23 protein-coding genes are annotated in these 24,667 nt (G+C 69.6%); 8 read left to right on the forward strand and 15 right to left on the reverse strand.

What is annotated here, in order from left to right; all coding sequences use genetic code 11:
• Positions 1–2 precede the first annotated feature (2 nt).
• From ACGHC0_RS02560 to thiL, 5 genes are all read right to left on the reverse strand, one after another.
• Positions 3–1,796: a methyl-accepting chemotaxis protein gene (locus ACGHC0_RS02560; protein WP_368353865.1), complete on the reverse strand. Its 1,794-nt coding sequence runs from the start codon at positions 1,794–1,796 to the stop codon at positions 3–5.
• Between the two features lie 282 nt (positions 1,797–2,078).
• Positions 2,079–2,552: a CinA family protein gene (locus ACGHC0_RS02565; RefSeq protein ID WP_415267351.1), complete on the reverse strand. Its 474-nt coding sequence runs from the start codon at positions 2,550–2,552 to the stop codon at positions 2,079–2,081.
• Entirely contained in the window at positions 2,546–3,088 is a 543-nt protein-coding gene (locus ACGHC0_RS02570) for a phosphatidylglycerophosphatase A (protein ID WP_415267352.1), read from the reverse strand. Before ACGHC0_RS02570 ends, ACGHC0_RS02565 begins: the two co-directional genes overlap by 7 nt.
• On the reverse strand, positions 3,085–4,851 hold the full coding sequence (locus tag ACGHC0_RS02575) for a DUF4139 domain-containing protein (RefSeq protein ID WP_415267353.1): 1,767 nt from the start codon (positions 4,849–4,851) through the stop codon (positions 3,085–3,087). Before ACGHC0_RS02575 ends, ACGHC0_RS02570 begins: the two co-directional genes overlap by 4 nt.
• A gap of 65 nt (positions 4,852–4,916) precedes the next feature.
• Positions 4,917–5,897, reverse strand: a complete 981-nt coding sequence (gene thiL / locus ACGHC0_RS02580) for a thiamine-phosphate kinase (RefSeq protein WP_415267354.1) — start codon at positions 5,895–5,897, stop codon at positions 4,917–4,919.
• 99 nt (positions 5,898–5,996) lie between these two features.
• Between thiL and ACGHC0_RS02585 the strand changes: the two genes are divergently transcribed.
• Entirely contained in the window at positions 5,997–7,046 is a 1,050-nt protein-coding gene (locus ACGHC0_RS02585) for an OmpA family protein (RefSeq protein ID WP_415267355.1), read from the forward strand.
• 39 nt (positions 7,047–7,085) lie between these two features.
• Here the strand turns inward: ACGHC0_RS02585 and ACGHC0_RS02590 are convergent, their stop codons facing one another.
• The 4 genes from ACGHC0_RS02590 to apaG all read right to left on the reverse strand — a co-directional run bounded on the left by ACGHC0_RS02590 (position 7,086) and on the right by apaG (position 12,011).
• Positions 7,086–8,210 (reverse strand): YbdK family carboxylate-amine ligase, encoded by a 1,125-nt coding sequence (locus ACGHC0_RS02590; RefSeq protein WP_368353871.1) that lies wholly within the window; start codon positions 8,208–8,210, stop codon positions 7,086–7,088.
• Positions 8,207–9,466: a cation:proton antiporter gene (locus ACGHC0_RS02595; protein ID WP_368353872.1), complete on the reverse strand. Its 1,260-nt coding sequence runs from the start codon at positions 9,464–9,466 to the stop codon at positions 8,207–8,209. Before ACGHC0_RS02595 ends, ACGHC0_RS02590 begins: the two co-directional genes overlap by 4 nt.
• Before the next feature lie 146 nt (positions 9,467–9,612).
• On the reverse strand, positions 9,613–11,604 hold the full coding sequence (locus ACGHC0_RS02600) for a site-specific recombinase (RefSeq protein WP_368353873.1): 1,992 nt from the start codon (positions 11,602–11,604) through the stop codon (positions 9,613–9,615).
• Positions 11,601–12,011, reverse strand: a complete 411-nt coding sequence (gene apaG / locus ACGHC0_RS02605) for a Co2+/Mg2+ efflux protein ApaG (RefSeq protein WP_011793620.1) — start codon at positions 12,009–12,011, stop codon at positions 11,601–11,603. The genes ACGHC0_RS02600 and apaG overlap by 4 nt, the downstream gene beginning before the upstream one ends.
• A gap of 122 nt (positions 12,012–12,133) precedes the next feature.
• On the opposite strand from apaG, the gene rpe reads away from it, so the two are divergent.
• Positions 12,134–12,814: a ribulose-phosphate 3-epimerase gene (gene rpe / locus ACGHC0_RS02610; RefSeq protein WP_011793621.1), complete on the forward strand. Its 681-nt coding sequence runs from the start codon at positions 12,134–12,136 to the stop codon at positions 12,812–12,814.
• 52 nt (positions 12,815–12,866) lie between these two features.
• Here the strand turns inward: rpe and ACGHC0_RS02615 are convergent, their stop codons facing one another.
• From ACGHC0_RS02615 to metC, 4 genes are all read right to left on the reverse strand, one after another.
• Positions 12,867–13,433, reverse strand: coding sequence for a hypothetical protein (locus ACGHC0_RS02615; protein WP_368353875.1), 567 nt, complete (start codon positions 13,431–13,433; stop codon positions 12,867–12,869).
• 184 nt (positions 13,434–13,617) lie between these two features.
• Positions 13,618–14,391, reverse strand: coding sequence for an amino acid ABC transporter ATP-binding protein (locus tag ACGHC0_RS02620; protein WP_415267356.1), 774 nt, complete (start codon positions 14,389–14,391; stop codon positions 13,618–13,620).
• Entirely contained in the window at positions 14,388–15,038 is a 651-nt protein-coding gene (locus tag ACGHC0_RS02625; protein ID WP_368353877.1) for an amino acid ABC transporter permease, read from the reverse strand. The genes ACGHC0_RS02620 and ACGHC0_RS02625 overlap by 4 nt, the downstream gene beginning before the upstream one ends.
• 38 nt (positions 15,039–15,076) lie before the next feature.
• Positions 15,077–16,240, reverse strand: a complete 1,164-nt coding sequence (gene metC, locus ACGHC0_RS02630; protein ID WP_415267357.1) for a cystathionine beta-lyase — start codon at positions 16,238–16,240, stop codon at positions 15,077–15,079.
• Positions 16,241–16,342: 102 nt separating this feature from the next.
• Between metC and ACGHC0_RS02635 the strand changes: the two genes are divergently transcribed.
• The 3 genes from ACGHC0_RS02635 (at position 16,343) to gph (ending at position 19,111) form a co-directional block, all read left to right on the forward strand.
• Complete coding sequence (locus tag ACGHC0_RS02635) at positions 16,343–17,263, forward strand: LysR substrate-binding domain-containing protein (protein WP_368353879.1); 921 nt, start codon at positions 16,343–16,345, stop codon at positions 17,261–17,263.
• Positions 17,264–17,376: 113 nt separating this feature from the next.
• Positions 17,377–18,201, forward strand: coding sequence for a transporter substrate-binding domain-containing protein (locus tag ACGHC0_RS02640; protein ID WP_415267358.1), 825 nt, complete (start codon positions 17,377–17,379; stop codon positions 18,199–18,201).
• A gap of 202 nt (positions 18,202–18,403) precedes the next feature.
• Positions 18,404–19,111, forward strand: a complete 708-nt coding sequence (gph, locus tag ACGHC0_RS02645) for a phosphoglycolate phosphatase (protein WP_368353881.1) — start codon at positions 18,404–18,406, stop codon at positions 19,109–19,111.
• Between the two features lie 24 nt (positions 19,112–19,135).
• Here gph and ACGHC0_RS02650 read toward each other — a convergent pair whose 3' ends face one another.
• A complete protein-coding gene (locus tag ACGHC0_RS02650) occupies positions 19,136–19,735 on the reverse strand; it encodes a chalcone isomerase family protein (RefSeq protein WP_415267359.1) in 600 nt (199 codons plus the stop codon).
• A gap of 320 nt (positions 19,736–20,055) precedes the next feature.
• Between ACGHC0_RS02650 and trpE the strand changes: the two genes are divergently transcribed.
• Positions 20,056–21,555, forward strand: a complete 1,500-nt coding sequence (gene trpE / locus ACGHC0_RS02655) for an anthranilate synthase component I (protein WP_415267360.1) — start codon at positions 20,056–20,058, stop codon at positions 21,553–21,555.
• The gene (locus tag ACGHC0_RS02660) at positions 21,552–21,893 is read left to right on the forward strand and encodes a chorismate mutase (RefSeq protein ID WP_368353884.1); all 342 of its coding nucleotides are present in this window, start codon (positions 21,552–21,554) and stop codon (positions 21,891–21,893) included. The genes trpE and ACGHC0_RS02660 overlap by 4 nt, the downstream gene beginning before the upstream one ends.
• 45 nt (positions 21,894–21,938) lie before the next feature.
• Here ACGHC0_RS02660 and ACGHC0_RS02665 read toward each other — a convergent pair whose 3' ends face one another.
• Positions 21,939–23,348, reverse strand: a complete 1,410-nt coding sequence (locus tag ACGHC0_RS02665; RefSeq protein ID WP_415267361.1) for a helix-turn-helix domain-containing protein — start codon at positions 23,346–23,348, stop codon at positions 21,939–21,941.
• A gap of 583 nt (positions 23,349–23,931) precedes the next feature.
• Here ACGHC0_RS02665 and ACGHC0_RS02670 point away from each other — a divergent pair.
• Positions 23,932–24,657 (forward strand): winged-helix domain-containing protein, encoded by a 726-nt coding sequence (locus tag ACGHC0_RS02670; RefSeq protein ID WP_415267362.1) that lies wholly within the window; start codon positions 23,932–23,934, stop codon positions 24,655–24,657.
• Positions 24,658–24,667 lie beyond the last annotated feature (10 nt).

A 24,667-nucleotide genomic window follows, 5' to 3' on the forward strand; every position in this document is an offset into this window, starting at 1 on the left:
CGTCAGAAGCTCGTCCAGTCGTCCTGGCTCGAGCTGCCCGCCAGGGCCAGCGAAGGCGCGGGGGCTTTTGCGGGCACGGGTGCAGGTGCGGGTCGGCGGGCCGCCACGGCCGGAGCGCGTGGCGCGGCAGGCACCCGTGCCGGGGCCGGCCTGGCGGCAGGCAGGGTGACCCTTGCCGCCGGTGCCGCGGCGGCGCGTGGTGCGGCCACCGGGGCCGGCAGGCCCTGGTCGTGGTGCAGGCGGAACTGGCTCACCGCATCCACGAGCCTGCCGGCCTGGGCCCGCAGGCTGTCCGCGGCGGCAGCGCTTTCCTCGACCAGCGCGGCGTTCTGCTGCGTCACCTGGTCGAGCTGGCTCACCGCATCGCTCACCTGGCCGATGCCCTGGGCCTGTTCCTGGGTGGCGGCGCTGATTTCGCTGATCAGGTCGTTCACGCGCTTGACCTGGGTGACGATGTCGGCCATGGTCCGGCCGGCTTCCTCGACCTGCTGGCTGCCGGCTTCCACCTTCTCCACGCTGGTGGAGATGAGTGCCTTGATCTCCTTGGCGGCGTCGGCGCTGCGCTGCGCGAGGCTGCGCACTTCGCTCGCCACCACCGCGAAGCCGCGGCCCTGCTCACCGGCGCGGGCCGCCTCCACCGCGGCATTGAGCGCCAGGATGTTGGTCTGGAAGGCGATGCCGTCGATGACGCCGATGATGTCCGAGATCTTGCGGCTGGAGTCGGAGATGGAGCCCATGGTGCTCACCACCTGTCCCATCACCGTGCCGCCGCGCTCGGCGACCTCGCTGGCGGAGTTCGCCAGTTGCGTGGCCTGCCGGGCGGTGTCGCCGTTGTTCTTCACGGTGGCCGTCAGCTGCTCCATGGAGGCGGCCGTCTGCTGCAGGTTGGACGCCTGCTCTTCGGTGCGCTGGCTCAGGTCGGCGTTGCCGGTGGCGATCTGCGTGCTGCCCGTGGCGATGGAGTCGCTGCTCTGCCGCACCTGCCCGACCACGCGGGCCAGCTGGTCGCGCATGTCCTTCATGCCGGCCAGCAGGCTGGACTGGTCACCGGAGCGGGTCTCCACGTCCACCGCGAGGTTGCCCTGCGCGATCTGCCGCACGATGCCGCTCGCGTAGTCGGGCTCACCGCCCAGCTGGCGCGTGATGGAGCGGGTGACCCACAGGCCCAGCGCGCCGGCCAGTGCCACGGCCAGGGCGGATCCGGCCAGGATCACGGCGGTATTGATGCCGCGCATCCGGTCGGCTCCCGCCTTGCGCTCGGCCAGCAGGCTGGATTCCGCCTGGTCCAGCTCCTTCTGCAGTGCCCGGAAGCCGTCCATGGCGGCCTTGTCCTTGCCCTGGGCGAACTGCGCGATGAAGTCCGGCATGGCCTTGCTGCCCGCCGCGACGTCACGCCGCTCCTGGATCAGCCCGGACATCACGGACGTGAATTCGTTCTCCCGGGCCTTCATGTCATCCAGGCGCCGCTGCTGGACGGGGTTGTCGGCCGTGAGGGCCTTGATGTCGGGGAGCGTCTTGTTGAATTCCTGGGCGCCGCTGGTCCAGGGCTCCAGGAACTTCTCATCCCCGCTGAGCAGGAAGCCGCGGGCGCCGGTCTCCATGTTGACCATGCTGCCGAGCAGGGTGTTGGAGCGGTCGAGCACCTGGTAGGTGTGCTCGTTCCACGATTCCGCTTCCGCGAGGCTGCGGCTGGTGACGAGCGCGCTGGCGGCCACGGCGATGAAGATGGCGATCACCAGGCCGAAAGCGATGAGCAGGCGCTGGGACACGGTGAGGGAGCGGGCACTGGCGGCCATGGGGTACCTCCGGCGGAAAGTAGTCGTCTTTGTGCTCCCAGTCTGGAACGAATCTGAAATATTTGCTCATCAGTTTTTGGAATTCATGAATTTCACTACCTCGTCCTATGGACATGCGTCGCATTCATCATTTGCTGATGGGCTGAGCATGTTTTCTTCACACATGGTGCGTAGGCGTGCGTTCCCGCGGCATGGCTGAAGGCGATGCCGGGCGAGGGAGAAAGGGGGCCGGAAACACGGGCCCGCGCTGAGCGCAGCGGGTGGAAGCCCGTTCCGGTGCGGTCAGCGCAGCAGCCTGGCGAGCCCCGCGATCGCATGGTCGCGGGCGGCCGAGCGCACCGCCGCCCGGTCGCCGGGGAAGCGGCGCATTTCGCTGTGTGTCGTACCGCCCACGTGCCAGCCGAACCAGACGGTGCCCACGGGCTTCGCGGCACTGCCGCCCGCAGGGCCGGCCACGCCGGTCACGGACAGCGCTGCCTGGGCGCGGGAGTGGCGCACGGCGCCTTCCGCCATGGCGCGGGCCACGGGTTCGCTCACGGCGCCGTGCGTGTCGATGAGCGCCGCCGGAACGCCCAGCAATTCGGTCTTGGCGGCGTTGGAATAGGTGACGAAGCCGCGCTCGAACCACTGGCTCGATCCGGCCAGGTCGGTGCATGCGCCGGCGATCATGCCGCCGGTGCAGCTTTCGGCCGTGGCCATCATCCAGCCGCGTTCCGCGAGTGCCTGCGCGAGGAAGGCGATGTCGGTGCTCACCACAGCACCCTCCCGAGCGCGATGGCGAACAGCGTGCAGAAGGCGGCCACGAAGTCGTCGAAGAGGATGCCCCAGCCGCCGCGCCAGCCGAAGCCCTTGAACAGCTGGTCCGCCCAGGCCACGGGCCCGGGTTTGGCGGCATCGAAGAAGCGGAACAGCGCGAACGCTGCGCACTGTCCCCAGAAGCCCATGGGCATCGCCAGCCAGAGCACGCACCAGAACGCCACGATCTCGTCCCACACCACGCACCCCGGGTCGGCCACGCCCAGGTGGCGGGCGGTGGTGGTGCAGGCCCACCAGCCCACGAGCGTGCCGGCCAGGATGAGGCCGCCGATCTGCAGGGGGGACAGCCAATGCTGCAGCACCAGGTAGGCCAGCCACGCCCAGGCCGTGCCCACGGTGCCGGGCGCGCGTGGCGAGAGGCCTGCGCCGAAGCCCAGGGCGATCCAGTGCGCCGGGTGGGACCGCATGAAGGCGGCGCTGGCCCTGCGGGGGGGGGCAGCCGCGCCGGCTGCGGGCAGGGGAGGCAATGCGTTCATCGGCGGCTCTCGTTCAGTTCCACGTCCTTGCCATGGCGCACCACGTGTTCCGCCGTGAAGCGCGCCTCGGCGCCGGGCGCCAGGGGCTGCTGCCAGGCGACGGTACCGGCCGTGCCTTCCCAGGCGGTGGTGAGCGGTGGCGGCGCATAGCGGGACTCGACCTCGATCTTGGCGTTGCGCGACACGGGGGCGGTGTCGATCACCTGGAGCGTGATCGGGGTGGTGTGGCGGTTCTCGATGCGGTAGGCGAGCTGGGTGCGGCGCTCCACGGTGGCGCCCGTGAAACCTGCGGTGCCGGTCGTGGTGCGGGGCGCCTCGGCCTGCACGCGCACGAGGTCGTCCGGGCCGAACCACAGCGGCACCGTGCGCCCGCCGGGGCTGCCCGCATCCGTGGCCGAGGCGAAGTCCAGCCGGCCCTGGCCCACGAAGGCGCCATCGCGGTACAGGCCGACGGTTCCAGCCGGCCAGGGGCCGGCGGGCGGCGCGATCTCCGCCACCAGGTAGGCGGTTTCGCGCTGCGCGGGCACGGTGCGCGTGACGAGGCGGGCCGCGGCGTCGTGCGTGCCCAGCAGCAGCGTGGTGCGCTGCCCGCTCGCGGGCACGCTCAGGCGCTGCGGCACCTCGAAGCGCGTCGCGTAGCTGCCGGCCAGGGCCGTGACGTCGAAGCGGGGCAGGGGTTCTTCCGCGGCGTCGGCGGATTCCGCCATGGAGGCCGGCGCGGGCGCTACCGGCGCTGCCGGCGCCGGCAGCCGTGCGAGCCGGCTCTGCGGCTCCGGCGGCTGCGCCACGTCCACCGTCCAGGTGCCGGGCCGCGGCCCCGCGGTGGCGCGCGCGGGGGCCTGGGTGGTGAGCGCGAGCCGCACGTCGTTCCAGTCTTCGCCGCTGCGCTGCGCGACGATGGCCAGCCGCTCGAGCACCACCGCCCCCGTGGCGGTGTCCAGCCGCGCGCGGTAGGCAGGTTGCCAGCCGGGGCCGCGCACCTGGTAGGACAGGCGCAGGCCGGCGTCCCGGTCGGTGGCGAGGTTCACGGCCACGGAGATCGCCCTGGCCCGTGGCCCGCCCGCCGTGCGGTCGCGTTCGGCGCGCAGCGGTTTCAGGTCGCGCTCCAGCGCTTCCTGGCGGCGCTGCAGCGGTTGCAGGCGCACGAGGGTGTCGGCCGACGTCCTGCGCAGCGCCTCGGCCGTGGCCGGGATCTGGGCGGCGGGAATGGCCGGCGCCACGGTGGCAGCAGCCGCCGGCGGGCTGCCCTGGCCGTCCCGTGGGGCTCCGTCGGAGCCACCGCCGCCGGCCAGGTGGTCGAGGTACCGGTCTGCGCGCCGCAGCGCCGCGATCTCGGCCTGTACACCCGCGATCTGGTCTTCGAGCGCCCGGACGCGGTCGTCCAGCGGGCTCGCGCAGCCGGCCGCCACGTCGCGGTCTTCGGTGGTGACCTTGAATTCGCCCACGCGCACGCCGGCATCCGCGCTGATCTGCAGGCTGTCCGGGTCCAGGCTGGCGGGCAGGCAGGCGAAGGTGGCCCCGCGTGCGCCCGCGGCGATGCGCGCACTGCGCTCGATCGTGGCGATGCCCGGCGCCACCGTCACCTGGGTGATGCGCGATGCCACCACGGAGGGGCGCTCCTGCGCACAGGCCATGCCGGCCGCCACAAGCCACAGGCAGGCGGCAGCCGTGCCGCGCATGCCGATGCGCCGCGACGGCGGGACGGGGCGCGCGAACAGCGCGGAATGCGTGGAACCGGCCGCGCCCGGGCATGCAGAGGACATCCGCGCTCCTTCTCTCTCGTTGGGACTGGGGAGGGCAATGCTAGCAGCGCCCCCGCCATGCGCGGTCAGCGGAAGTGGTCGAAGGCCAGGTACTGCGCGGCCATGGGCCGGCCCTGCGCATCGAGCAACCGCAGGCCGTGCCCGGCCTCGATGGCGCCGATGCAGGTGGCGCGCGTTCCCGCCTGGCGGGCAGCGGCCTCGACCTGCGCGCGCCGGCCCGGGGGCGCGGTGAACAGCAGCTCGTAGTCGTCGCCCCCGGCCAGCACGCAGCGCAGCATGTTTTCCCGGCCGTAGGGCAGATGGTCGGGGGCATGCCCGTCGCAGGCCGCCATGAGCTGCGGGGCGAGCGTGGTGTCGATGCGCGCGCCCACGCCCGACGCCTGCAGGATGTGGCCCAGGTCGCCCACGAGCCCGTCGCTCACGTCGATGGCGCTGCTGGCCACGCCGCGCAATGCCTGTCCCAGCGCCACCCGTGGCGTGGGCCGCTCCAGCCGCTCGCGCGCCTGCGCCAGCACCTGCGGCGGCAACTGCACGGGCATTTCGCCCAGCAGTGCATCCAGCGCCAGCCGTGCATCGCCAAGGTGGCCGCTCACCCACAGGTCGTCGCCCGGCCGGGCGCCGCTGCGCAGCAGGGCCTGGCCTGCGGGCACTTCGCCGAACACCGTGATGCAGATGTTGAGCGGGCCCTGCGTGGTGTCCCCGCCCACCAGTTCGCAGCCATGTTCGTCGGCCAGTGCCAGCAGGCCTTCCGAAAAGCCCTGCAGCCAGGCCTCGTCGGCGCGGGGCAGCGCCAGCGCCAGCGTGAAGGCCAGCGGCCGTGCGCCGCAGGCCGCGAGGTCCGACAGGTTCACCGCGAGCGCCTTGTGGCCCAGGTGCGCGGGATAGACATCGGCGAAGAAGTGCCGGCCTTCCACCAGCATGTCGCTGGACACCGCGAGCTGCATGCCTGCGGCCGGCGAGAGCAGCGCGCAGTCGTCGCCCACGCCCAGGGCCGCGCGGCGCACGGGGCGGTGGAAATAGCGCGCGATCAGATCGAATTCACCCATGGGCCGAGCATACCCGGCACCCCACCATGGGGGGGAAGGCTGCCGCCCGGCCGGACCCGCCGCTAAACTGCTGCGCTCTTTTCTGGCAAGGAGTTCTCTGTGCAAAAAGCAGTAGCGGCGACGCTGGTTCTGGCGCTCACCCTGGGCCTGGGGGCCTGCAGGAAGCAGGAGGCGCCACAGAAAGCCGCCAGCGAGCCGGCTGCCCCGCCAGCCGCCTCCGCGCAGCCTGCGCCTGCCGCGAGCGCACCCGCTTCGCAGTCCGCGCAGGCGGCCTCCGGCAAGGGCTTCGATGTGGCCAGCCTGCCGGTATCCACCGCGCCCCTGGGCGCCTTCCCCTACATCGCGCTGCCGGCCGGCTACGTCACCGGCACCAAGCCCGACGTGATCGATTTCGACCAGGTGCCGTTCTGGACGGGCGACCGCCTGGAACCCGTGGAAGGCCGTGTCTGGTCGGCGCACATCGCTGCCGCCCAGGGCAAGACGTTCTCGGACCTGGAGCTGTCGCGCAACATCGAGTCCGTGGTGGCCTCCATGGGCGGCAGGAAGATCTTCGAGGGCAAGCTGCCGCAGGCCGTGACCGACAAGATGAAGCAGTGGCCGCGCGACATGATCACGCGCTACAACAGCGGCCTGGGCGACATCTGGAACAACGCCGTGCAGGTCTTCGTCGTCCACCGCGCGGACCGCGACATCTGGATCCACCTGTGCAACTACGAGTTCGGCGGCGGCCTGCTCATCGCCGAGACCAAGCCCCTGCAGGTCACCGCCGGCCTGCTGCCGGCCAGCGAACTGAAGGCGCAGATCGACAAGGCCGGCAAGGTGGCGCTGCACGTCAACTTCGCCACCGACAAGACCGACATCCTGCCCGATTCGCAGCCGCAGATCGAACAGGTGGTGCAACTGCTCAGGCAGGACGCGTCGCTGAAGCTCGCCGTCAACGGCTACACCGACAACACGGGCGACGCGGCCCACAACAAGACGCTGTCGGAGGGCCGTGCCAAGGCCGTCGCCGCTGCCGTCACGGCCCAGGGCATCGATGCGTCCCGCCTGTCGTCTGCCGGTTTCGGCGCCGCGGATCCGGTGGCGGACAACGCGACGGACGATGGCAAGGCGAAGAACCGGCGGGTGGAGCTGGTCAAGCAGCCCTGACGCCCGCCAGCGCCGCTGGCCGCAGCCGCGGCAGGCGCCCTACGCGGGCTCGCCCCGGAAGCGCAGCGCGGCCTGGCGGCTCACCTCGCCCAGCAACTGCTCGTCGCGCTGGCGGTCGCGCAGCCAGCGCGCGTCGTTCTGGCCGGCCGCGGCCTCGCTGCGCAGCAGGTGCAGCGCGCCGGAGGCCCCGGTGACCGTGGCGTGGCGCGCGATGTGGTCGATGGTCTGCAGGATGTGGTCGCGCAGCGGCATGTGCTCGCCGGTGGCCGGATCGACGTACACCGCCTGCATGCCGAAGCGGCACGCCTGGAAACGGTTGTAGGTATAGACGAGATAGTCGTCCTCGCTGGGCGTGAAGGGCTGCTCGGCGAGGAACCAGGCCCCCAGCGACTGCACGAAGGCCGACAGCGCGGCGGCGCGCTCGATGGTGAGCGGCGTGTCGAACACGCGGATCTCGATCGTGCCGAACTCGGGCTTGGGCCGGATGTCCCAGTAGAAGTCCTTCATGCTCTTGACCACGCCGGTGCGCGTCATCTTCTCGAAGTAGGCCTCGAAGTCCTTCCAGGTCAGCACCATGGGGGCACGGCCCGACAGCGGGAACGCGAACACCGAATTGAGCCGCGCCGAATCGAAGGCCGTGTCCTGACCCTGCACGTAGGGGCTGGAGGCCGACATCGCGATGAAGTGCGGGATGTAGCGCGACATGCGGTGCAGCATGAGCAGCGCTTCGTCGGCGCTGGGGCAGCCGATGTGCACGTGCTGGCCGAAGATGGTGAACTGCTTGGAGAGGTAGCCGTAGAGCTGCGACAGCTCCTGGAAGCGGGGCTTGTCGTAGATGCGGCGCTCGTGCCATTGCTGGAAGGGGTGCGTGCCTCCGCCGGCCACGGCGATGTTGAGCTTGTCGGCGCTCCTGACCAGCGCGTCGCGGATCTGCGAGAGCTGGCCCAGCACTTCGCTGCCGGAATGGCAGATGCCCGTCGAGACCTCGATCATGCTGTTGGTCATCTCGGGCACCACGCTGCCGGGCAGCGGCTGCTTCGCCATGAGGCGCAGCATGTCCTCGGCGTAGGGCGCGAGGTCGTAGTTGTGCGTGTTGACGAGCTGCAGCTCGAGCTCGACGCCGAGCGTCAGCGGCTCGGAATGGTGGAAGGCTTCGAGGCTCATGGCTGCGGCTCCCGCTCTGCATTGGCGGCGCGTGTCTGGGGCGCCCAGGGTTTCGAACTCTCGCCGGCGCGGTAGATGGCCACCGTGGCGATCACGGCGCCGAGCACTTCCATGAGCAGGATGGTGGGCAGGGCGACGCGCGCGATGAGCTGCCCGGTGGACGCGGATGCCACCACGAACTGCGAGGCGATCAGCAGCGCGATCGACGACATCGGCGTCATCGCGCAGCCCACCCACAGGGCCTGGCGCCAGCTGGCGCCGCTGCCCACGTTGCCCAGGGCCACGCCCAGGGCCTTGGCCACGAGGCGCGCCACGATGAGGGCCAGCACCAGGCCGGCGACGGGGCCGCTCCAGTCGGCCTGCGCGGCGACGGTGGACACCAGCACGAACATCAGCATGGTGAGCAGCGAGGCCGCGGTGCCGAGCTGGCGCGGCCAGGCCCAGGGGCGCGGGTTGAGCTGCTTGAGCAGCATGCCCGCCAGCAGCGCGGCGAGCGGTGCGGAGCCGCCCATGTGCGCGGCCACGGCGGTGCCGGCTGCGATCAGCGTGAGCAGCAGGAAGGCGGTGTTCTCGCTCGTCGGGCTCATGAAGCGCAGGGCCATGCGCAGGACGAGGGCCAGTACCGCGCCGACGATGACCGAGACGCCGAGCACCACCATGACCGGGTACACGGTGTCCATGATGCGTGCGGCGGGCCGGTTGATCAGTTCCGCGGTGGCGCTGCCCAGGGTGAGCGCGTACAGGGTGGAGAGCGTGGCCAGCACGATGGCCCGGTCCGTCACCGGGCCGGCCGCGCGGGTGTCCGCGACCACGCGCGTGAGCACGGCAGGGGATGCCGCCATGGCCACCAGCGCCAGCGGGCCCGCGGCGCGCTGGGGCACGTCCAGCCAGAGCATGGCGTAGTACACCGCGAAATAGGCCAGCGCCGATTCGATGATGCTCTGCACGAGCACCATCGGGTTGTGCCGGAACCACCGCAGCGGGATGCGCCCGCCGGCCTCGAAGAGCACGATGGCGATGCCCAGCTCCAGCAGGAACAGGCTGATGCCCTGCAGGGGCCAGACGGCGCCGCTGAAGCCCAGCAGCCCGGCGATGGTGCCGACGAGCGTGTAGCCCACCACCTTGGGCAGGCCGATGTGGCGCTGGAAGAGATAGCCGGAGACCGCCGCGACGGCCAGCAGCAGGGACCACTGCACCGTCGGGAGTCCGGCCGATGGGCGCAGCCATTGCGCCCAGAAGCCCATGATTTCATCCATTTGTTCTAGTCCTCGCATTCCCGCCCGAACCGCGCGGCGAGGCCGCGCGTCCCCCGGCCGGGGCCGACCGAATGTACCTGCTGATCCGGGAGGGCGCTGTAGGACGGGCACTCCCGGAAAAAGGGTATGCCGGGCGGCCCCCGGTCTCAGGCCCGTGGCGCCATGCGCCGCGGCACGAAGAACTGCAGCGGAGCGTGCCGCAGGCGCGCGCGCAGCGCGGCGGTGAGCCGGGCGCGGTCCACGCGGGTGACGTTGTGGGCGCGCAGCGCGAGCCGGAAGGCCAGGTAGAAGCTCACCGTCACGTTGAGCGCGCCGATGAAGGGCAGCGTCGCGGCCGCCCACCAGAAGGCGGGTTGGTGCAGGGCGGCGGTACCCAGGGAGGTCAGCGCGGCGCCCAGCTGCCCGGTCGAGAGCGTGACGTGGCGCACGTCCAGGCCCAGGCCGAAGAACGCGGAAAACGCCGGCACGAGCCCCAGCATGAACCCCAGCGAGACGTTGGCCGCGAAGCCCGAGAGGTTCTCGCGCCAGAACCGCGCCCAGCGCACGGCGCGCTCGCGGCCCAGCAGGCCGGTGATGCGCGGGTTGTAGCGCAGGGCCGAATCGAGCCGGTGCAGCACGAACCAGTTCTCGGCCCAGCCCGCGATGATGCTGGAGGCGAACAGCAGCACCCCGGTGAAGGCCGCATACAGCAGCGAAGGCCCCGCCAGCTGCAGCGACTGCAGCACGTGCCGCGCTTCCGCCCGGTCGATGGCAGGGCTGCCGGTCGCCCAGGCGATGGCGAGCGTCAGGCCTGCCACGGTGGGAAAGACCACCAGCACGTTGCCCAGGATGGCGGCCACCTGCGAACGCACCAGGTGGGTGACTTCGTCCACGAAGGACTCCACGGCCTCGGTGGTCTGCAGCTCCTTGAGCTTCGCGGCCATGGCCGGCGCGGTCATCGCCGGCTGCTTGGTTGCGACCGTGCAGTGCAGCAGCATGACGAGCACGAAGCTCACCGCGTAGTTCATGCCGGCCCAGAAGCCGCTCCAGAAGGACGACAGGGCCAGCGCCACGATGCCGAACTTCATGAGCGTGGTGAACGCCATGACGAAGCCGCCGCCCGCCGCCTTCGCCACCATCGCGCGGTATTCGGCGCCGGTGCGGGTGATGTAGTGCTCGCCGGTCTCCGCGCTGCGCTCGGCCACCTTGGCCGCGAGCAGCGAGGAGTTGGAGGCGATCAGCGCCCGCAGGCTGCGCCGCTCCCGGCCCACGGTCACGAGCCGCGCCATGAGGCGTGCGGCGCTGGCGGCCGGCTCGGGCGACAGCAGGCAATCCAGCAGGTCGCGCACCCGCAGGATGCGTTCGCGCAGTTGCCGCAGGCGGAAGACCAGGCCCACCGAAATGCCGTTGTCCTCGAAATGCGAATACACCGTGGCCGCAGCGGCGCGGCAGGCTTCCAGGCGCTCGCGCAGGCGCAGCACGGCCTCGTCCAGCCGGTCGGTGGTGCGCAACTGGTGCAGTACCTCGACCCGCAGGCTCTCCACGTCGCGGATCAGGGCATGGAACGGCTGCGCGTCGCGGGCGGAATCACTCATGCGCAGCCGCAGCTCGGGTGCGAACCCGGTGGACAGGATCTGGCCCGCGCAGTAGGTGATGGCGTCCAGCAGCGAGTGCTGCCAGCGCGTGGCGCCGCCACCGTCCGCGGCCGGCACCAGCACCGCCAGCAGCCGCGCGAGCAGCGCCTCGTCCAGCAAGGCCAGCCACTGGGCGTCGAACTCGTGGGGCAATGCCAGCATGAACAGTTCGGAGGCGTCGATCGTCTCCGGGCTGCCGGGCAGGAGCTTGTAGCGCAGCCGTTCCGCCACCTCGCTCGCGAGCGCGGTGCGCGGCGCGAACCCGAAATCGGCCAGCAGGGTGGTGATGTCCACCGTCCCGACCAGGGCGCTCCACCAGGCCTGCAGCCGCGCCCGCGCGCCAGCATCGCTTTCCGCGGCTTCCACGAGGCGCGCCAGGCGGGCGACGGCTTCCTCGGGGGAGCGGCAGTTGCCGCGCACCCAGGCCAGGCACTCGATGAGCCAGAGGTGCCGCCGCGCCAGCGGGGCGGACGGATCCAGGTCGGCCAGCAGCGTCCCGGGCTGTGGCGCGGTCTGCCGGGTCAATGCAGCACCCGGCCGGACAGGGGTGTGCTTCCGGCGGGGCCGCCGGAAAGGGCTTCCAGCACGAACAGGGGGATGGCGCAATCGAAGCGCTCACCGTCCTCTGCCACGCAGAAGTAGCTGCCGTGCATGCTGCCGCTGGGCGTGCGCAGCCGGCATCCGCTGGTGTACTGGAACGCCTCGCCCGGGCGCAGCAGCGGCTGCTGGCCGACCACGCCCAGGCCCTTGACCTCCTCGGTGTGGCCGCGGGCGTCGCTGATCGTCCAGTGCCGCGCGATGAGCTGCGCTGGCACGTCGCCGGTGTTGGTCACGGTGACCGTATAGGCGAAGCTGTAGACGCCGTCCTCGGGCGCGGACTGGTCGGGGAGGTATTCGGGCTGGACTTCGGCCCGGAACTGGTACTTCGGCATGGGCGCGATTATTAGGGTTTCCGGGGCCGGGCGGCCCGGCCGTTCCGTCGGCGGGGGCCGTGGTACGGTGCAGGAGGCCTGCGGAAGGCGGTCCGCCGCGCCTGTGCTGCGACAATCCGGGCATGACCCGCCAATTCCGCATCGCCCCCTCGATCCTGTCCGCCGATTTCGCCCGCCTGGGCGAGGAAGTGAAGAATGTCATCGCCTCCGGCGCCGACTGGGTGCACTTCGACGTGATGGACAACCACTACGTCCCCAACCTCACTTTCGGCCCGATGGTGTGCCAGGCGCTCAAGCCCCATGCCGTCACGCCCGACGGCCGGCCCGCGCCGATCGACGTGCACCTGATGGTGCAGCCGGTGGACGCCCTGGCTGCGGCCTTCGCGGAGGCGGGAGCGGACTACATCAGCTTCCATCCGGACGCCTCCGCGCACGTGCACCGCAGCATCCAGGCGATCACCTCCAAGGGCATCAAGGCAGGACTCGTGTTCAACCCGGCGGCGCCGCTGGACGTGCTGGACTGGGTGATCGACGACATCGACCTGATCCTCGTGATGAGCGTGAACCCGGGTTTCGGAGGGCAGAGCTTCATCGATTCGGCGCTGCGCAAGATCGAGGCCCTGCGCCGCCGCATCGATGCCTGCGGCAAGGACATCCGCCTGGAGGTGGATGGGGGCGTGAAGGTGGACAACATCCGCCGCGTGGCGGATGCCGGTGCCGATACGTTCGTGGCGGGCAGCGCTATCTTCGGCAAGCCCGACTATCGCGCCGTGATCGACGCGATGCGCGCCCAGCTGGGCTGAGCGCGTGTTGCGCAGCCGGGTCGCATGGACGTGCGGCCCGGCATGCCGACCCTTACTGCTGGGGCATCGGCTGGGGCATGGGAGCCGGCGGCGGGGCCTTGGGCGCGCCCGGCATCGGGTGCGGATGGGGCTTGCCGTGCGGATGGGGGCGGCCGCCCGGAGGGGGCATGGCGCCGGGCGCACCTCCCGGAGGCGGGGGCATGGCGCCCGCGCCGGGTTGCGGAGTTGCCGGCACCTGGGTGGTGGCTTCCATCAGGATGCCGCCGCCGGCCACGGAGCCGTCCTGGGTGCCGGAGCGCACGCGCGCCACGCAGGCGTCGCGGTCCACGGGGGTCTTGAACACTTCGCAGCGCTGGAGCGCATTGCGGGCGTAGCCGTTCGCGGCGGCGTCCTGGGCGTCGAGCTGGCCGGAGCGGGCGGCCTGCAGTGCAGCGCCGGCTTCCTTCAGGCAGGTGTCGCGGCTCTGGGGGGTGGCGCCGCTCATGCAGGCCTGGCGGTCCTGCTGGTAGCGCTCACGGGCGCCGGCGGCGTCTGCGGGGGCGGCCTGGGCGGCGGCGCAGGCCGCGATCAGACAGGCGGCGGACAGGATGCGGGGTGCGATGGCAAAGCGATTCGGCATATCAGGAACCTCCATGTGTCGGTGGTGCCGGCCGCGGACGGACGGCGTGGGGTCACAGTTTCCGCGCCGTGGGGCGAAAACGGTCGAGCCAGCGTAGCCGCTGCGGTGCGGTTGCCGTGTCGGACGGACCAGACAATCGCTGTGGCCGTTGCCCCACGGCTGCGCTTCCCGGCAGTCCCGTCGCTCAGTCCCCGATGCGGCCGAGGAACTGCCGGCAGCGCTCGCTGGCGTCCGGACCGAAGAACTCGGCCGGCGTCGTGTCCTCGAGGACATGGCCGCCTTCCATGAAGACGATGCGGTCGGCCACGTCCCGGGCGAAGCGGGTTTCGTGGGTCACCACCAGCATGGTCATGCCCTCGCGCGCCAGGTCGCGCATGACTTTCAGCACTTCGTCCCGCAGCTCCGGGTCGAGCGCCGACGTGGGTTCGTCGAAGAAGATGACCTCCGGCTCCATGGCCAGCGCCCGGGCAATCGCCACGCGCTGCTTCTGTCCGCCCGAGAGACGCCCCGGGTACTCGTCGGCCTTGTGGCCCAGGCCGACCTTCTCCAGCAGCGCCCGGCCGCGCCGGCGGGCGGCGTCCTTGCGCACACCTTTCACCGATACCGGGCCCTCGATGATGTTTCCCAGGACCGTCATGTGCGGAAACAGGTTGAAGGACTGGAACACCATGGCGGTCTTCTGCCGGATCGCCTGGATGCCCTTGCGCGTGGCGGTGTCCGTGCCCGTCCCCGGGGCCGTGATCCCGGTGGCGCAAATCTCGATGTGCCCCTGGTCCGGCATTTCCAGGAAGTTGAGCGACCGGATGAAGGTGGTCTTGCCCGAGCCGGAGGGGCCCATGATGACCACCACTTCGCCGCGATTCACGGACAGGTCCACGCTTTTCAGCACCTGGTTCGAACCGAAGCTCTTGGCGAGTCCGCGGACGCGGACGATGGGGGCGGTGGTAGTGGTGTTCATGCGTAGCGCCGGGACAGCCGGCTTTCCAGCCAGGTTTGCAGGATGGTCAGTACCTGGTTGATGAACCAGTAGATCGCACCGACCATCAGGAACATCTCCATGTAGCGGAAGGTGGCGGCGCCGATCTGCTCGGCCACGCGCGTCAGTTCGATCACGGTGACGGTCGATGCCAGCGACGTGTCCTTCATCAGCCCGATGAGGCGGCTGCCCAGCGGCGGCAGCGCCACGCGGAACGCCTGCGGCAGCACGATGCGAAAGAGCGCTTTCCAGTAGCCCATGCCCATCGACCAGGCGGCCTCCCACTGGCCTTTGTCGACGGCCAGGATGCCGGAGCGGAAGTTCTCGCTCAGGTAGGCGCCGGCGAAGAGGCTCAGGGCCAGCAGGGCCGAGGGCAGCGGCCCCATCACGATGCCGTAGCTCGGCAGGCCGAAGTAGATCAGCAGGATCTGGATCAGCAGCGGCGTGCCGCGGAAGATGGAGACGTAGGAGAAGGCGAACCAGCGCAGCGGCCGGTAGGGCGAGATGCGCGCCAGGGCCACGAGCAGGCCGATCACGCATCCGCAGAAGAAAGCCGAGAACCCCAGCCCCAGAGTGACCAGGACGGCCTTCTCCAGGAGGGGCGCGGCCCGCAAGAACAGTTCCAGCATGGGTGATTCTCCAGCGTGGGTTCGTGTGTGCCGCGGGGTCAGCCGGCTGCCAGCGCGGCGTTGTAGGCGGCGAGCGCCGCCGCCAGGTCCGCCTTCAGCGCTTCCGGGTCTTCCAGCCCGATGGACAGGCGCACGACCGGCTGGTCGGTGCGCGGGAACTTGCGGTGGGCCTGCTGGGCGGCAGGGTAGTACGCCGCCAGGCTGTGGACACCGCCCCAGCTCGCGCCGATGACGAAAATCCTGAACTCGTCGAAGAAGGCATGGAATGCCTTTTCCGGACCCGGGGCGAGGATCACGGAGAACAGGCAGCCGTTGGTCCTGAAGTCACGCTTCCAGATGGCGTGGCCCGGGTCCGACTCCAGCGGCGGGTACAGCACCTCGTGCACGCCGGGCTGCCCCTGCAGCCATTGCGCGATCCGGAGGGTCGCCGCGCTCTGCGCCGCCAGGCGGACCTGCAGGGTTTCCAGGCCGCGCAGCACCAGGAAGCAGTCGTCCGGGCTGACCTGCTGGCCGAGGATGCTCTGGGTTTCGCGCAGCACCTCGTAGTGCTTCCCGTCGTTCATGCTGATGCTGCCCATCAGGAGGTCGGAATGGCCGCCCATGAACTTGGTCGCGGCCTCGACGCTGAAGTCGATGCCGTGCTCCAGCGGGCGAAATCCCAGCGGACTGGCCCAGGTGTTGTCCATCATGGTCAGCACGCCCCGGCTGCGCGCCACCCTGGCGATGGCGGGCGTGTCGTGCATTTCCATGGTGACGGTGCCCGGGGCCTCGAGGCAGATCATCCGGGTGTTGGAGCGGATCAGCATCCCGATCTCGGCGCCGATCGCGGGGTCGAAGAACTCGACCTCGACATTCATGCCCGCGAGCCATTTCTCGGCGAAGGTCTTGAGCGCACCGTAGCTCGCCGCGGAGACCAGCAGATGGTCACCCCCGCGCACGAACCCCATCACGGTGGTCATCAGGGCGGCCTGGCCGGAAGGCGCGATGACGCAATGCGCCCCGCCTTCCAGCGCGGCGATCCTGTGTTCGAGCGAGCGTGCGGTCGGCGTGCCGGTGATGCCGTAGCTGAACCCGTCGGGCTGGCGGCGCTTGCGCTGCACGAAATCCTCGAAGTCGTCGAACACCACGGTGGAGGCGCGAATGACGGGCGGTGACAGGCACGCGAATTGCAGATCGGTATTAGCTCGGTTGATTGAATTCATGGAACGTATTCAATGGGGTTATGCGCTGAAACCCAGTATTCAGCATCCCCAACCCGGCCTCAACAGCCCGCAGAACTCACCTGATAAGTACCGGTTATAGCCATGGAAATGCGAGATATCGGCGTCTTCCGAGCCGTCATGCAGGCGGGGACCACCAGCAAGGCGGCGACGTTGCTGGGCGTATCCCAGCCAGCGGTCAGCCAGTCGATCCGCAGGCTCGAGACGGATTCGGAGCTTCGGCTTTTCGACCGGGTGCGGGGCCGGCTCGTGCCGACCCAGGAAGCGCTGGCCCTGATGGTCGAGGTGGACCGGTACTTCATGGGCGCCGAGATGATCGAACACCGCGTGAGGAGCTTGAAGTCCTTCGGGCTCGGCCGCCTCACGGTCGCGTCTTTGCCCGCCCTGGGCACCGGTTTCATGCCGCGCGCCATCGCGGCCTTCGGCCTGGAGGCCCGCCGCGTCCAGCTGTCTTTCCAGATACTCAGTTCGCCCCAGGTCCACCAGCATGTGTCATCAGGGCAGATCGACTTCGGCCTGATGGCCGACGAACTCTCCGTGTCGGGCGTCGAGAACTCGGAGTTCCTCAAGATCCCCGGGGTCATCGTGATGAATGCGCAGCATCCGCTGGCGCGCAAGCCGGTGATCGATTCGGACGACCTCGCCACCCACCCGTTCCTGGCGCTCAACCCCGAAGACTCGTGCCGCAGGCGGCTGGAGGCTTCGCTGCGCTCTGAGGGCAAGGCATTGCGCCCGATCCTGGAGACGCCCTATTCCAATTCGATTTGCGAACTCGCCCTGCAAGGGGTGGGCATGGGGATGGCCCATCCGATCCAGGCGCTCGATTACCTGTCGCGCGGCCTGCTCATGAAACCCGTCACGGTCGAAGCCTGCTTCACCAGCCTGCTGGTCTTCCGGCCCGGCACGCCGCTCTCGGAAAACGCGAAGGAGCTGCTGCGCATCATGCGCATACAGATGGAGTCGGATCGACAGCGTGTGTCGCGGGCGCTCGGCCACGGGCGATAACCTGGGCTTATGGAGCAAGTGGCCGCGCCGGATTGCGGCCTGCGGGGCAGCATCCAAGAATCAGGTGGCGGCGCCTCGTGGCGTCCGCCCCAACCCTGTCGAAAGCCACTGTCATGAAACCTGACGCCGTACGCCGCCATGCCCTCGCCATGCTCATGGCCCTCGCTGCCTGCCACCCTGCCTGGTCGCAGCCCCAGGACATCCTGGCCACCGCCCGCGCCAATGGCGTGATCCGGGTCGCCAACACCCAGGCCAGCCCTCCCTGGAGTTCGCTGGACGACAGGAACCAGCCTTCCGGCTACGACGTCGAGGTCGCGAAGGAGGTGGCCAGGCGCATCGGCGTCGCACGCGTCGAGTTCGTGGCCGACCTGTTCAAGAACTTCGTCGAGGGTCTCAAGGCCGGCAAGTACGACCTCGTCATGAACGATCTGACGCCGACGGCCGAGCGCATGAAGCAGGTGGATTTCGCTGCGCCGTACGGCGTGGAAGACTTCCGCATCTTCGTGCGCAACGGCAACAACGACATCAGGGACCGGCCCGATCTGAAGGGGAAACGGGTGGGTGTCACCGCCGGCAGCAGCAACGAGTCCTGGTCGCGCGCTCACCTGAAGGAATCCGAGATCGTCACCTACGACAACGGCGGCCTGGTGTTCAACGACCTGGCCATCGGCCGCATCGACGCCATCATCAGTTCGCATTTCGGTGGCATGAAGTACGCCACGGTGAACAAGCTGCCCATCAAGGAAGTCGGGCCGATCCAGACCTACCAGCTGTCGGCGCCCGCGATGGCGAAGGGGCAGCCGGCCTTGAAGGAGGCGGTGTCCAGGGCCGTCAACGACATGATGGCCGACGGCACCATCGACCGCCTGTCCAGGCGCTGGGTCGGCGTGAGCTACGACATGGCCGCGGAGATCCAGAAGGCCCAGAAGGATCAGTAGGCACCACGCGATGATCCGCGGAGGGCCGCAGGGCATCCGAGGCACCCGGGGGGTTAGCATCCCGGTGCATCACCGGTGGAAGGGCGCGCAGTGTGTCCGCTGCCAGGCGGTGCGAGTGGTCGATGCCCCCATGGCGAACCGGTTCCCGCCGGTTCCTCATGGCAGGCGGGCCGTGTGGTGCGATTTCCTGAACCTCATTTCCATGATTGCAGACATTATTCCGGTGACCCGGGCACGCGCCGATGCGGCGATCGTGGACCTGGACGGCACCATGGTGGACACCCTGGGCGATTTCGCGGAAGCGCTGCGGCGCATGCTGGGCGACCTGTCCCTGCCGGGCATTCCCGCGGCGGAGATCGAGCGCATGGTGGGCAAGGGCACGGAGCACCTGCTGCGCTCGGTGCTGGACCACGTGCTGCAGCCGATGGAGCCGCAGCGCCGCGCAGCAGCGGTGGAGGCGCACTACCCGCAGGCGTGGGAGGCCTACGGGCGCCATTACCTGGCCATCAACGGCAGCCATTCGCGCGTTTACGAGGGCGTGGCCGAGGGGCTGCAGGCCCTGCGCGCCGCGGGGCTGCGGCTGGCCTGCGTCACCAACAAGCCCGGGGCCTTCGCCGTGCCCCTGCTGCGGGCCAAGGGGCTGGACGGCTTCTTCGACCATGTCTTCGGCGGGGATGCGTTCGAGCGCAAGAAGCCCGATCCACTGCCGCTGCTCAAGGCCTGCGAGGCCCTGGGAACGGCCCCCGCCCGGACCCTGGCCATCGGGGACTCCGTCAACGATGCGCGCGCGGCCCGCGCCGCCGGCTGTCCCGTGGTGCTGGTCACCTACGGCTACAACCATGGCCAGCCCGCCCGGCAGGTGGACGCGGACGCGCACGTGGACAGCCTGCAGGCGCTGTGCGCGGGCTGACGCCGCACTGCGGCGGTCCGGCGCTCAGCCGGCCTTGCCCAGCAGGGCGTCCTTGAGCTTCCAGTCCGCGGGCTGCGGCCCGAGCCAGATGCCCATCAGCGCGTCGAAGAATTCGGGCTCGCGGAAAGCTTCGCCCTGCCGGACGCCTTTCACGGTGATGACGGTGCCGGTGCCGGGCAGCCAGTCCACGGTGAAGCGGTCGCCGGCCGCCAGCCGGCGGTGCGCGGCGAAGATCTCGCCCATGCGCAGCACGCCCGGCGCGAGGCGGGAGAACGCCGCCTTGTCCAGGTTGTCCTCGATGCCGCGTGCGAAGAGCTTGCCCAGCTCCGTCGAGTCGATGTCGCGCAGCATGGTGATGGACAGCCGCTTCGGTCCCGGCAGCGCCACCACGTCCTGCAGCGAGCCGGCGTGGCGCTCCAGGTACAGCCCCGCCGCATAGACCTTGAAGACGGCCTTGTAGCGCACGCCCGCGCCGTTGAGCGCCAGTGGAACGTCCGCCAGCGTGACACGCGGCTCGAACGCCACGCCGGCCACGGTGGTGGCGGTCTGCGCGCCCACGGGCGCGGCGCCGCAGGCGATGAGCCCGGCGAGCGCCCAGGCGAGGCCGCGTTGCCGAAGTGTCATGGCGACTCCCAAAAAAAGCACGATCGTTCTTTTTATTTTCCGCGCCCTGACGCAGGCGGCGCAACAGGGTTTTCGCGCAGGCCGCTTTGCTACACTTTGCGCCCATGTTCATTCACCACGTGGTCATCACAGGTCGCAGCGGCCGGGGAGCCTGGCCCTGGCGCAAGCCTGCCGCACCGAACCGCTGACCGCACCCGGGCCCCGCGTCCCGGCGTGTCCTCCGTGGCCCCTGCGGGGCCGAACGCAATGAACCTGGCGCGGCACCGGCCGCGGGCGCAACGACCGCCCGTGGCGGGCCGGCCGATCTGGAGCGATCTCCCGTGATCACCGAACTCGAATTCAAGAGCCTGGCCGGCGAAGGCTACAACCGCATTCCGCTCATCGCGGAGGCTTTCGCGGACCTGGAAACCCCCCTGTCCCTCTACCTCAAGCTGGCCCATGCCCGCGACGGCGGCCGCCACAGCTTCCTGCTGGAATCCGTGGTGGGCGGCGAGCGCTTCGGGCGCTACAGCTTCATCGGCCTGCCGGCGCGCACGCTGCTGCGCGCCAGCGGTTTCGGCGACCAGGCCCGCTCCGAAGTGGTGACCGACGGGCAGGTGGTGGAAACCGACCGTGGCAACCCCCTGGACTTCATCGCCGCCTACCAGAAGCGCTTCAAGGTGGCGCTGCGGCCCGGCCTGCCCCGCTTCTGCGGTGGCCTGGCGGGGTATTTCGGCTACGACGCGGTGCGCTACATCGAGAAGAAGCTGGAAGCGAGCTGCCCGCCCGACACGCTGGGCATGCCGGACATCCTGCTGCTGCAGTGCGAGGAGGTGGCCGTCATCGACAACCTGTCGGGCAAGCTCTACCTGATCGTCTATGCGGACCCGGCGCAGCCCGAGGCCTATGCGCGCGGCAAGAAGCGCCTGCGCGAGCTGAAGGACCAGCTCAAATACTCGGTGGCCGCCCCCCTGGTCAAGCCGACGGAGAGCCATCCGCCGCAGCGCGACTTCGCCAAGGCCGACTACCTGGCGGCCGTGGAGCGGGCCAAGGAACTCATCGCCGCGGGCGACTTCATGCAGGTGCAGGTGGGCCAGCGCATCCACAAGCGCTATACGGAGTCGCCGCTGTCGCTCTACCGCGCGCTGCGCTCGCTCAATCCTTCGCCCTACATGTACTACTACCATTTCGGCGACTGCCACGTGGTGGGGGCGAGCCCCGAGATCCTGGTGCGCCAGGAGCGCACGGACGAGGGCCAGAAGATCACCATCCGCCCGCTGGCCGGCACGCGCCCGCGCGGCGCCACGCCCGAGAAGGACAAGGCGGCCGAGATCGAGCTGGTGAACGACCCCAAGGAGCGTGCCGAGCACGTGATGCTCATCGACCTGGCGCGCAACGACATCGGGCGCATCGCCCGCACCGGCACGGTGAAGGTGACGGAAGCCTTCGCGGTGGAGCGCTACAGCCACGTGATGCACATCGTGAGCAATGTGGAGGGCCTGCTGAACGAAGGCATGACCAGCATGGACGTGCTCAAGGCGACCTTTCCCGCCGGCACGCTCACCGGCGCGCCCAAGGTGCATGCGATGGAGCTCATCGACCGGCTGGAGCCGACCAAGCGGGGGCTGTACGGCGGCGCCTGCGGCTACCTCAGCTATGCGGGCGACATGGACGTCGCGATCGCCATCCGAACGGGCATCGTGAAGGACGGGACGCTCTACGTGCAGGCCGCGGCCGGCGTGGTGGCGGACTCGGTCCCCGAGCTGGAATGGAAGGAAACGGAGCACAAGGCCCGCGCCCTGCTGCGCGCGGCCGAACTCGTCGAAGAAGGACTGGAATGACCCGCGCCATCGACAAGACCCGCAGCTGCCGCAGCATGGCGGAGGTGCGCGAACGCATCGATGCGCTCGACGACATCCTCGTGCCGCTGCTGGTGGAGCGGGGCGGCTACATGACCCAGGCGGCGCGCAACAAGCGCGAGGCCTCCCAGGTGCGCGACGAAGGACGCATCGAGTTCATCGTGCGGCGGGTGCGCGAGCGCGCGCTGGCCGAGGGGGGCGAGCCCGACGTGATCGAGGCGATCTACCGCGGCATGATGGAAGCCTACATCGCCTACGAGCACCGCGAGTTCGACCGGATGGTCGCTGCGGGCGAGAAGGCGGGCGGCGGTCCGGCCTGACCGCGCTTGCTGCCCGCCGGCCCACCCGGGGGGCGTGCGCGGCGCTCAGTGCCGCATCGACGACAGCTTGAAGGCATTCGCCAGGGTGGAGCGGTTGCTGATGCCCCAGCGGGAGGCGACGTCCAGCATGTGGACGCGGCCGCCCGTGGCGCTGGCCTCTTCCATCTCCCCCTCGATGCGCCGCACGCGTTCGCGCCGGATCAGTTCCGCGGGGGTCATGCCCAGGTGGTTGCGGAATGCCAGTTGCAGCGCGCGCTCGGTGACGCCGAGCCGGCCGGCGATCTCGCGCACCGAGAGGTTGGGGTCGTGCAGGTTCTCGATGATGTAGCGGTAGGCGGCGCGGTAGCGCGGAGGCAGGCGCAGGCCCACGGTGTCCTGCGGGGCGTTGCCGGCGGGCGCGTCCATCCGCTGCAGGGCCGCGTGGTGCACCACGCGCATGGCCTGCGCCACATGGCGCTTGTACTGCCGCAGCGATTCGCCGAGACGGCCTTCGCTCATGTGGATCTTCGACAGGCAGTACTGGATGTCCGAGGCCAGGGGGTGGTGTTCGATCTCGCGCTCGCCCCCGGCCAGCGGCATGATCGCTTCGCGGGCCGCAGGGATGGCGCGGTCCGCCAGCAATGCGAGGCAGCCCTCGACCCGGGCTTCCGCGTCGATGCCCGAGATGCCGTGCTGGCGCAGCCAGCGCCCGAAGCCGGCAACGGCTTCCTGGCGGGCTGACGGATCGCAGGCATGCATGCCTGCCAGGTACCCGAGGCGGGCGCGCAGCAGCGCGGGCGTGCCAGGTGTGGATTCCAGGGTGCGCAGCTCGGAGGCGAGGGCCTCGCCGGACAGGCGCTCGCGGCCCAGTTCCTGGGCGGCCTCGGCGAAGGCATGGTCGGACAGCTCCTCGCTGTGCAGCAGTTCCACGCGCGAAAGGACTTCGAGCCGGATGGCTGCGGCGTGGAGCGCGAGGGAGGCCGCTGCCTCCTCCGACTCGCACAGCGACTGCGCGCGCTGGGCCGCCACCAGCGCCGAGGCGTGCTGGCCCTGGGCCTGCAGCGACAGGGCGAGTCCGCAGCAGGCTTCCACGCGCAGCGGGGCGGGGACGTCGTGGTCATTGGCCACCAGCGCCCAGCAGGCGGCGGCACGGGCGGGCTTGCGCAGGTGCTGGAACATCCAGGCCTGGTCCAGCGCGGAATGCCAGCGCACCATGCTGCGCGAGACGGCGTCGTAGGCCTTGAGCTGCTGGTGGAAGACATCGCTCGCGAGTTCTTCCTGTCCGATCAGCAGCAGGGTGCGCCCGAGCAGGGCACCTTCTTCCACGGGGCTCGCATCGCGGGACTGCCCGCGCTCCAGGCGGCGGCGGCCCATCGCGGCGGCCTCCTTGACCTGCAGGTTCTGGAGCAACTGGGTGAGCGCTTGCGCTCCATGGCCGATGCGATGGCAGGAAAGAGAGAGCAGAGAAAGGAGCATGTCGTTCGTCGCGGCCCCCGCCGCGCCCCATGTGGTTTGGATGAGGACGATGCTAGGAACCATGCCGCGGACAAATCTCACCTAGGTTTTCCAAATCCTCAAATTTGCACACTCCAGGCACGGGGAACCGAAATTTTCGCTACCGGGCCGCATTCGGGAGGTGGACGCCGCTGCTGCCTGGGTCCATATAGGAAAGTTATTGATATCCGAAATTAAATATGTACTCAGGTCCTTGACAGCGTTGGCGCCGGGGATTAACAAACGGCAGCACCATCGGGACTGTTGATACAAATCCATGCAGGAAATTGCATATTTCTATCGACGTCTTACAGACGATCAATACACCTATCTCGGCTGGAATGAACTAAGCTTGCGCCTGTCGCCACTCACGCACGGATATTTGCAATGAAATGCAAAAATTGTGAATATCCCGGTGGAGGACACACGACTGTCATGGTCGTGACTAGATCTACGAAAACGTTTGCGTATGGGGAAATTCATGCGAGTCGCATTGCTGTCGCGCCGTTCGGCGGTGAACCAATTCCTTGTGGATTTGTTGAATCGAGGGGGCATTCAGGCCATCTTGCAGGTCAGCATCGCTGCCTTCAGGATGCAGGCCCGTCGGCACCCGCCCGATGCGGTCATCCTGGAGGATTGCGGCGGCACGCTTGCCGAGGACCTGGGCCTGATCCGCAGTTGCATATCCGCCCACGTGCCCGTGCTGGTGGCCGGATCGGAACTGCAGGCGGGCTTCGGCACGGCCCTGGCATGTGGTGCGGTGGACTACATCAACCTCTCCCGCGTCGGGCATGACGAATTGAAGGCGCGGCTGCGCGGGCACGTGGAGGCCTATGCGCTGGAGACCGCGCGGTCGATCACGGTGGATGGCTGCGAACTGGATCCGGCCCGCCAGTGCTTCGTCCATCGCGGCACGGTGGTCGAACTCACCCACCGCGAATGCGAACTCGCCTGGCTGCTGTTCTCGCGGCCCAACCAGGTGGTTTCCTCCCCCACCATCGTGGCCCGGGTCTGGGGACGGTCGGTCGAATCCAACAAGCGCACGCTGGAGCAGCACATCTACAAGCTGCGCGTGAAGCTGCGCCAGTGCGGGTGCAGCCTGCATGTGCAGGCCGCGTACGGCCGGGGTTACCGCCTCATGTCGTCCACCGAGGAAGTCACCGCCGCTCCGGTCGCGCAGCCTCCCAGCATGCAGGTGTCCCGGGTCCGGCCCGCGGTGCCCGCGGCCATGTCCGCACCCATGCCGGCGTCCCTGACGGCCATGTTCTCCATGCCGCCGCTGGGCAGCTGATCGGGCGGCC

This window comes from Acidovorax sacchari, assembly GCF_042847045.1.
Classification (GTDB): domain Bacteria; phylum Pseudomonadota; class Gammaproteobacteria; order Burkholderiales; family Burkholderiaceae_C; genus Paracidovorax; species Paracidovorax sacchari.

What these genes read in the sequence shown, in the direction of transcription:
- ACGHC0_RS02560 (WP_368353865.1), bottom strand. Translation starts at nt 1,796, where the DNA reads ATGGCCGCCAGTGCCCGCTCCCTCACCGTGTCCCAGCGCCTGCTCATC.
- ACGHC0_RS02570 (WP_415267352.1), bottom strand. Translation starts at nt 3,088, where the DNA reads ATGAACGCATTGCCTCCCCTGCCCGCAGCCGGCGCGGCTGCCCCCCCC.
- ACGHC0_RS02575 (WP_415267353.1), bottom strand. Translation starts at nt 4,851, where the DNA reads ATGTCCTCTGCATGCCCGGGCGCGGCCGGTTCCACGCATTCCGCGCTG.
- thiL (WP_415267354.1), bottom strand. Translation starts at nt 5,897, where the DNA reads ATGGGTGAATTCGATCTGATCGCGCGCTATTTCCACCGCCCCGTGCGC.
- ACGHC0_RS02590 (WP_368353871.1), bottom strand. Translation starts at nt 8,210, where the DNA reads ATGAGCCTCGAAGCCTTCCACCATTCCGAGCCGCTGACGCTCGGCGTC.
- ACGHC0_RS02595 (WP_368353872.1), bottom strand. Translation starts at nt 9,466, where the DNA reads ATGGATGAAATCATGGGCTTCTGGGCGCAATGGCTGCGCCCATCGGCC.
- apaG (WP_011793620.1), bottom strand. Translation starts at nt 12,011, where the DNA reads ATGCCGAAGTACCAGTTCCGGGCCGAAGTCCAGCCCGAATACCTCCCC.
- rpe (WP_011793621.1), top strand. Translation starts at nt 12,134, where the DNA reads ATGACCCGCCAATTCCGCATCGCCCCCTCGATCCTGTCCGCCGATTTC.
- ACGHC0_RS02615 (WP_368353875.1), bottom strand. Translation starts at nt 13,433, where the DNA reads ATGCCGAATCGCTTTGCCATCGCACCCCGCATCCTGTCCGCCGCCTGT.
- ACGHC0_RS02620 (WP_415267356.1), bottom strand. Translation starts at nt 14,391, where the DNA reads ATGAACACCACTACCACCGCCCCCATCGTCCGCGTCCGCGGACTCGCC.
- ACGHC0_RS02625 (WP_368353877.1), bottom strand. Translation starts at nt 15,038, where the DNA reads ATGCTGGAACTGTTCTTGCGGGCCGCGCCCCTCCTGGAGAAGGCCGTC.
- metC (WP_415267357.1), bottom strand. Translation starts at nt 16,240, where the DNA reads ATGAATTCAATCAACCGAGCTAATACCGATCTGCAATTCGCGTGCCTG.
- ACGHC0_RS02635 (WP_368353879.1), top strand. Translation starts at nt 16,343, where the DNA reads ATGGAAATGCGAGATATCGGCGTCTTCCGAGCCGTCATGCAGGCGGGG.
- ACGHC0_RS02640 (WP_415267358.1), top strand. Translation starts at nt 17,377, where the DNA reads ATGAAACCTGACGCCGTACGCCGCCATGCCCTCGCCATGCTCATGGCC.
- gph (WP_368353881.1), top strand. Translation starts at nt 18,404, where the DNA reads ATGATTGCAGACATTATTCCGGTGACCCGGGCACGCGCCGATGCGGCG.
- ACGHC0_RS02650 (WP_415267359.1), bottom strand. Translation starts at nt 19,735, where the DNA reads ATGACACTTCGGCAACGCGGCCTCGCCTGGGCGCTCGCCGGGCTCATC.
- ACGHC0_RS02660 (WP_368353884.1), top strand. Translation starts at nt 21,552, where the DNA reads ATGACCCGCGCCATCGACAAGACCCGCAGCTGCCGCAGCATGGCGGAG.
- ACGHC0_RS02665 (WP_415267361.1), bottom strand. Translation starts at nt 23,348, where the DNA reads ATGCTCCTTTCTCTGCTCTCTCTTTCCTGCCATCGCATCGGCCATGGA.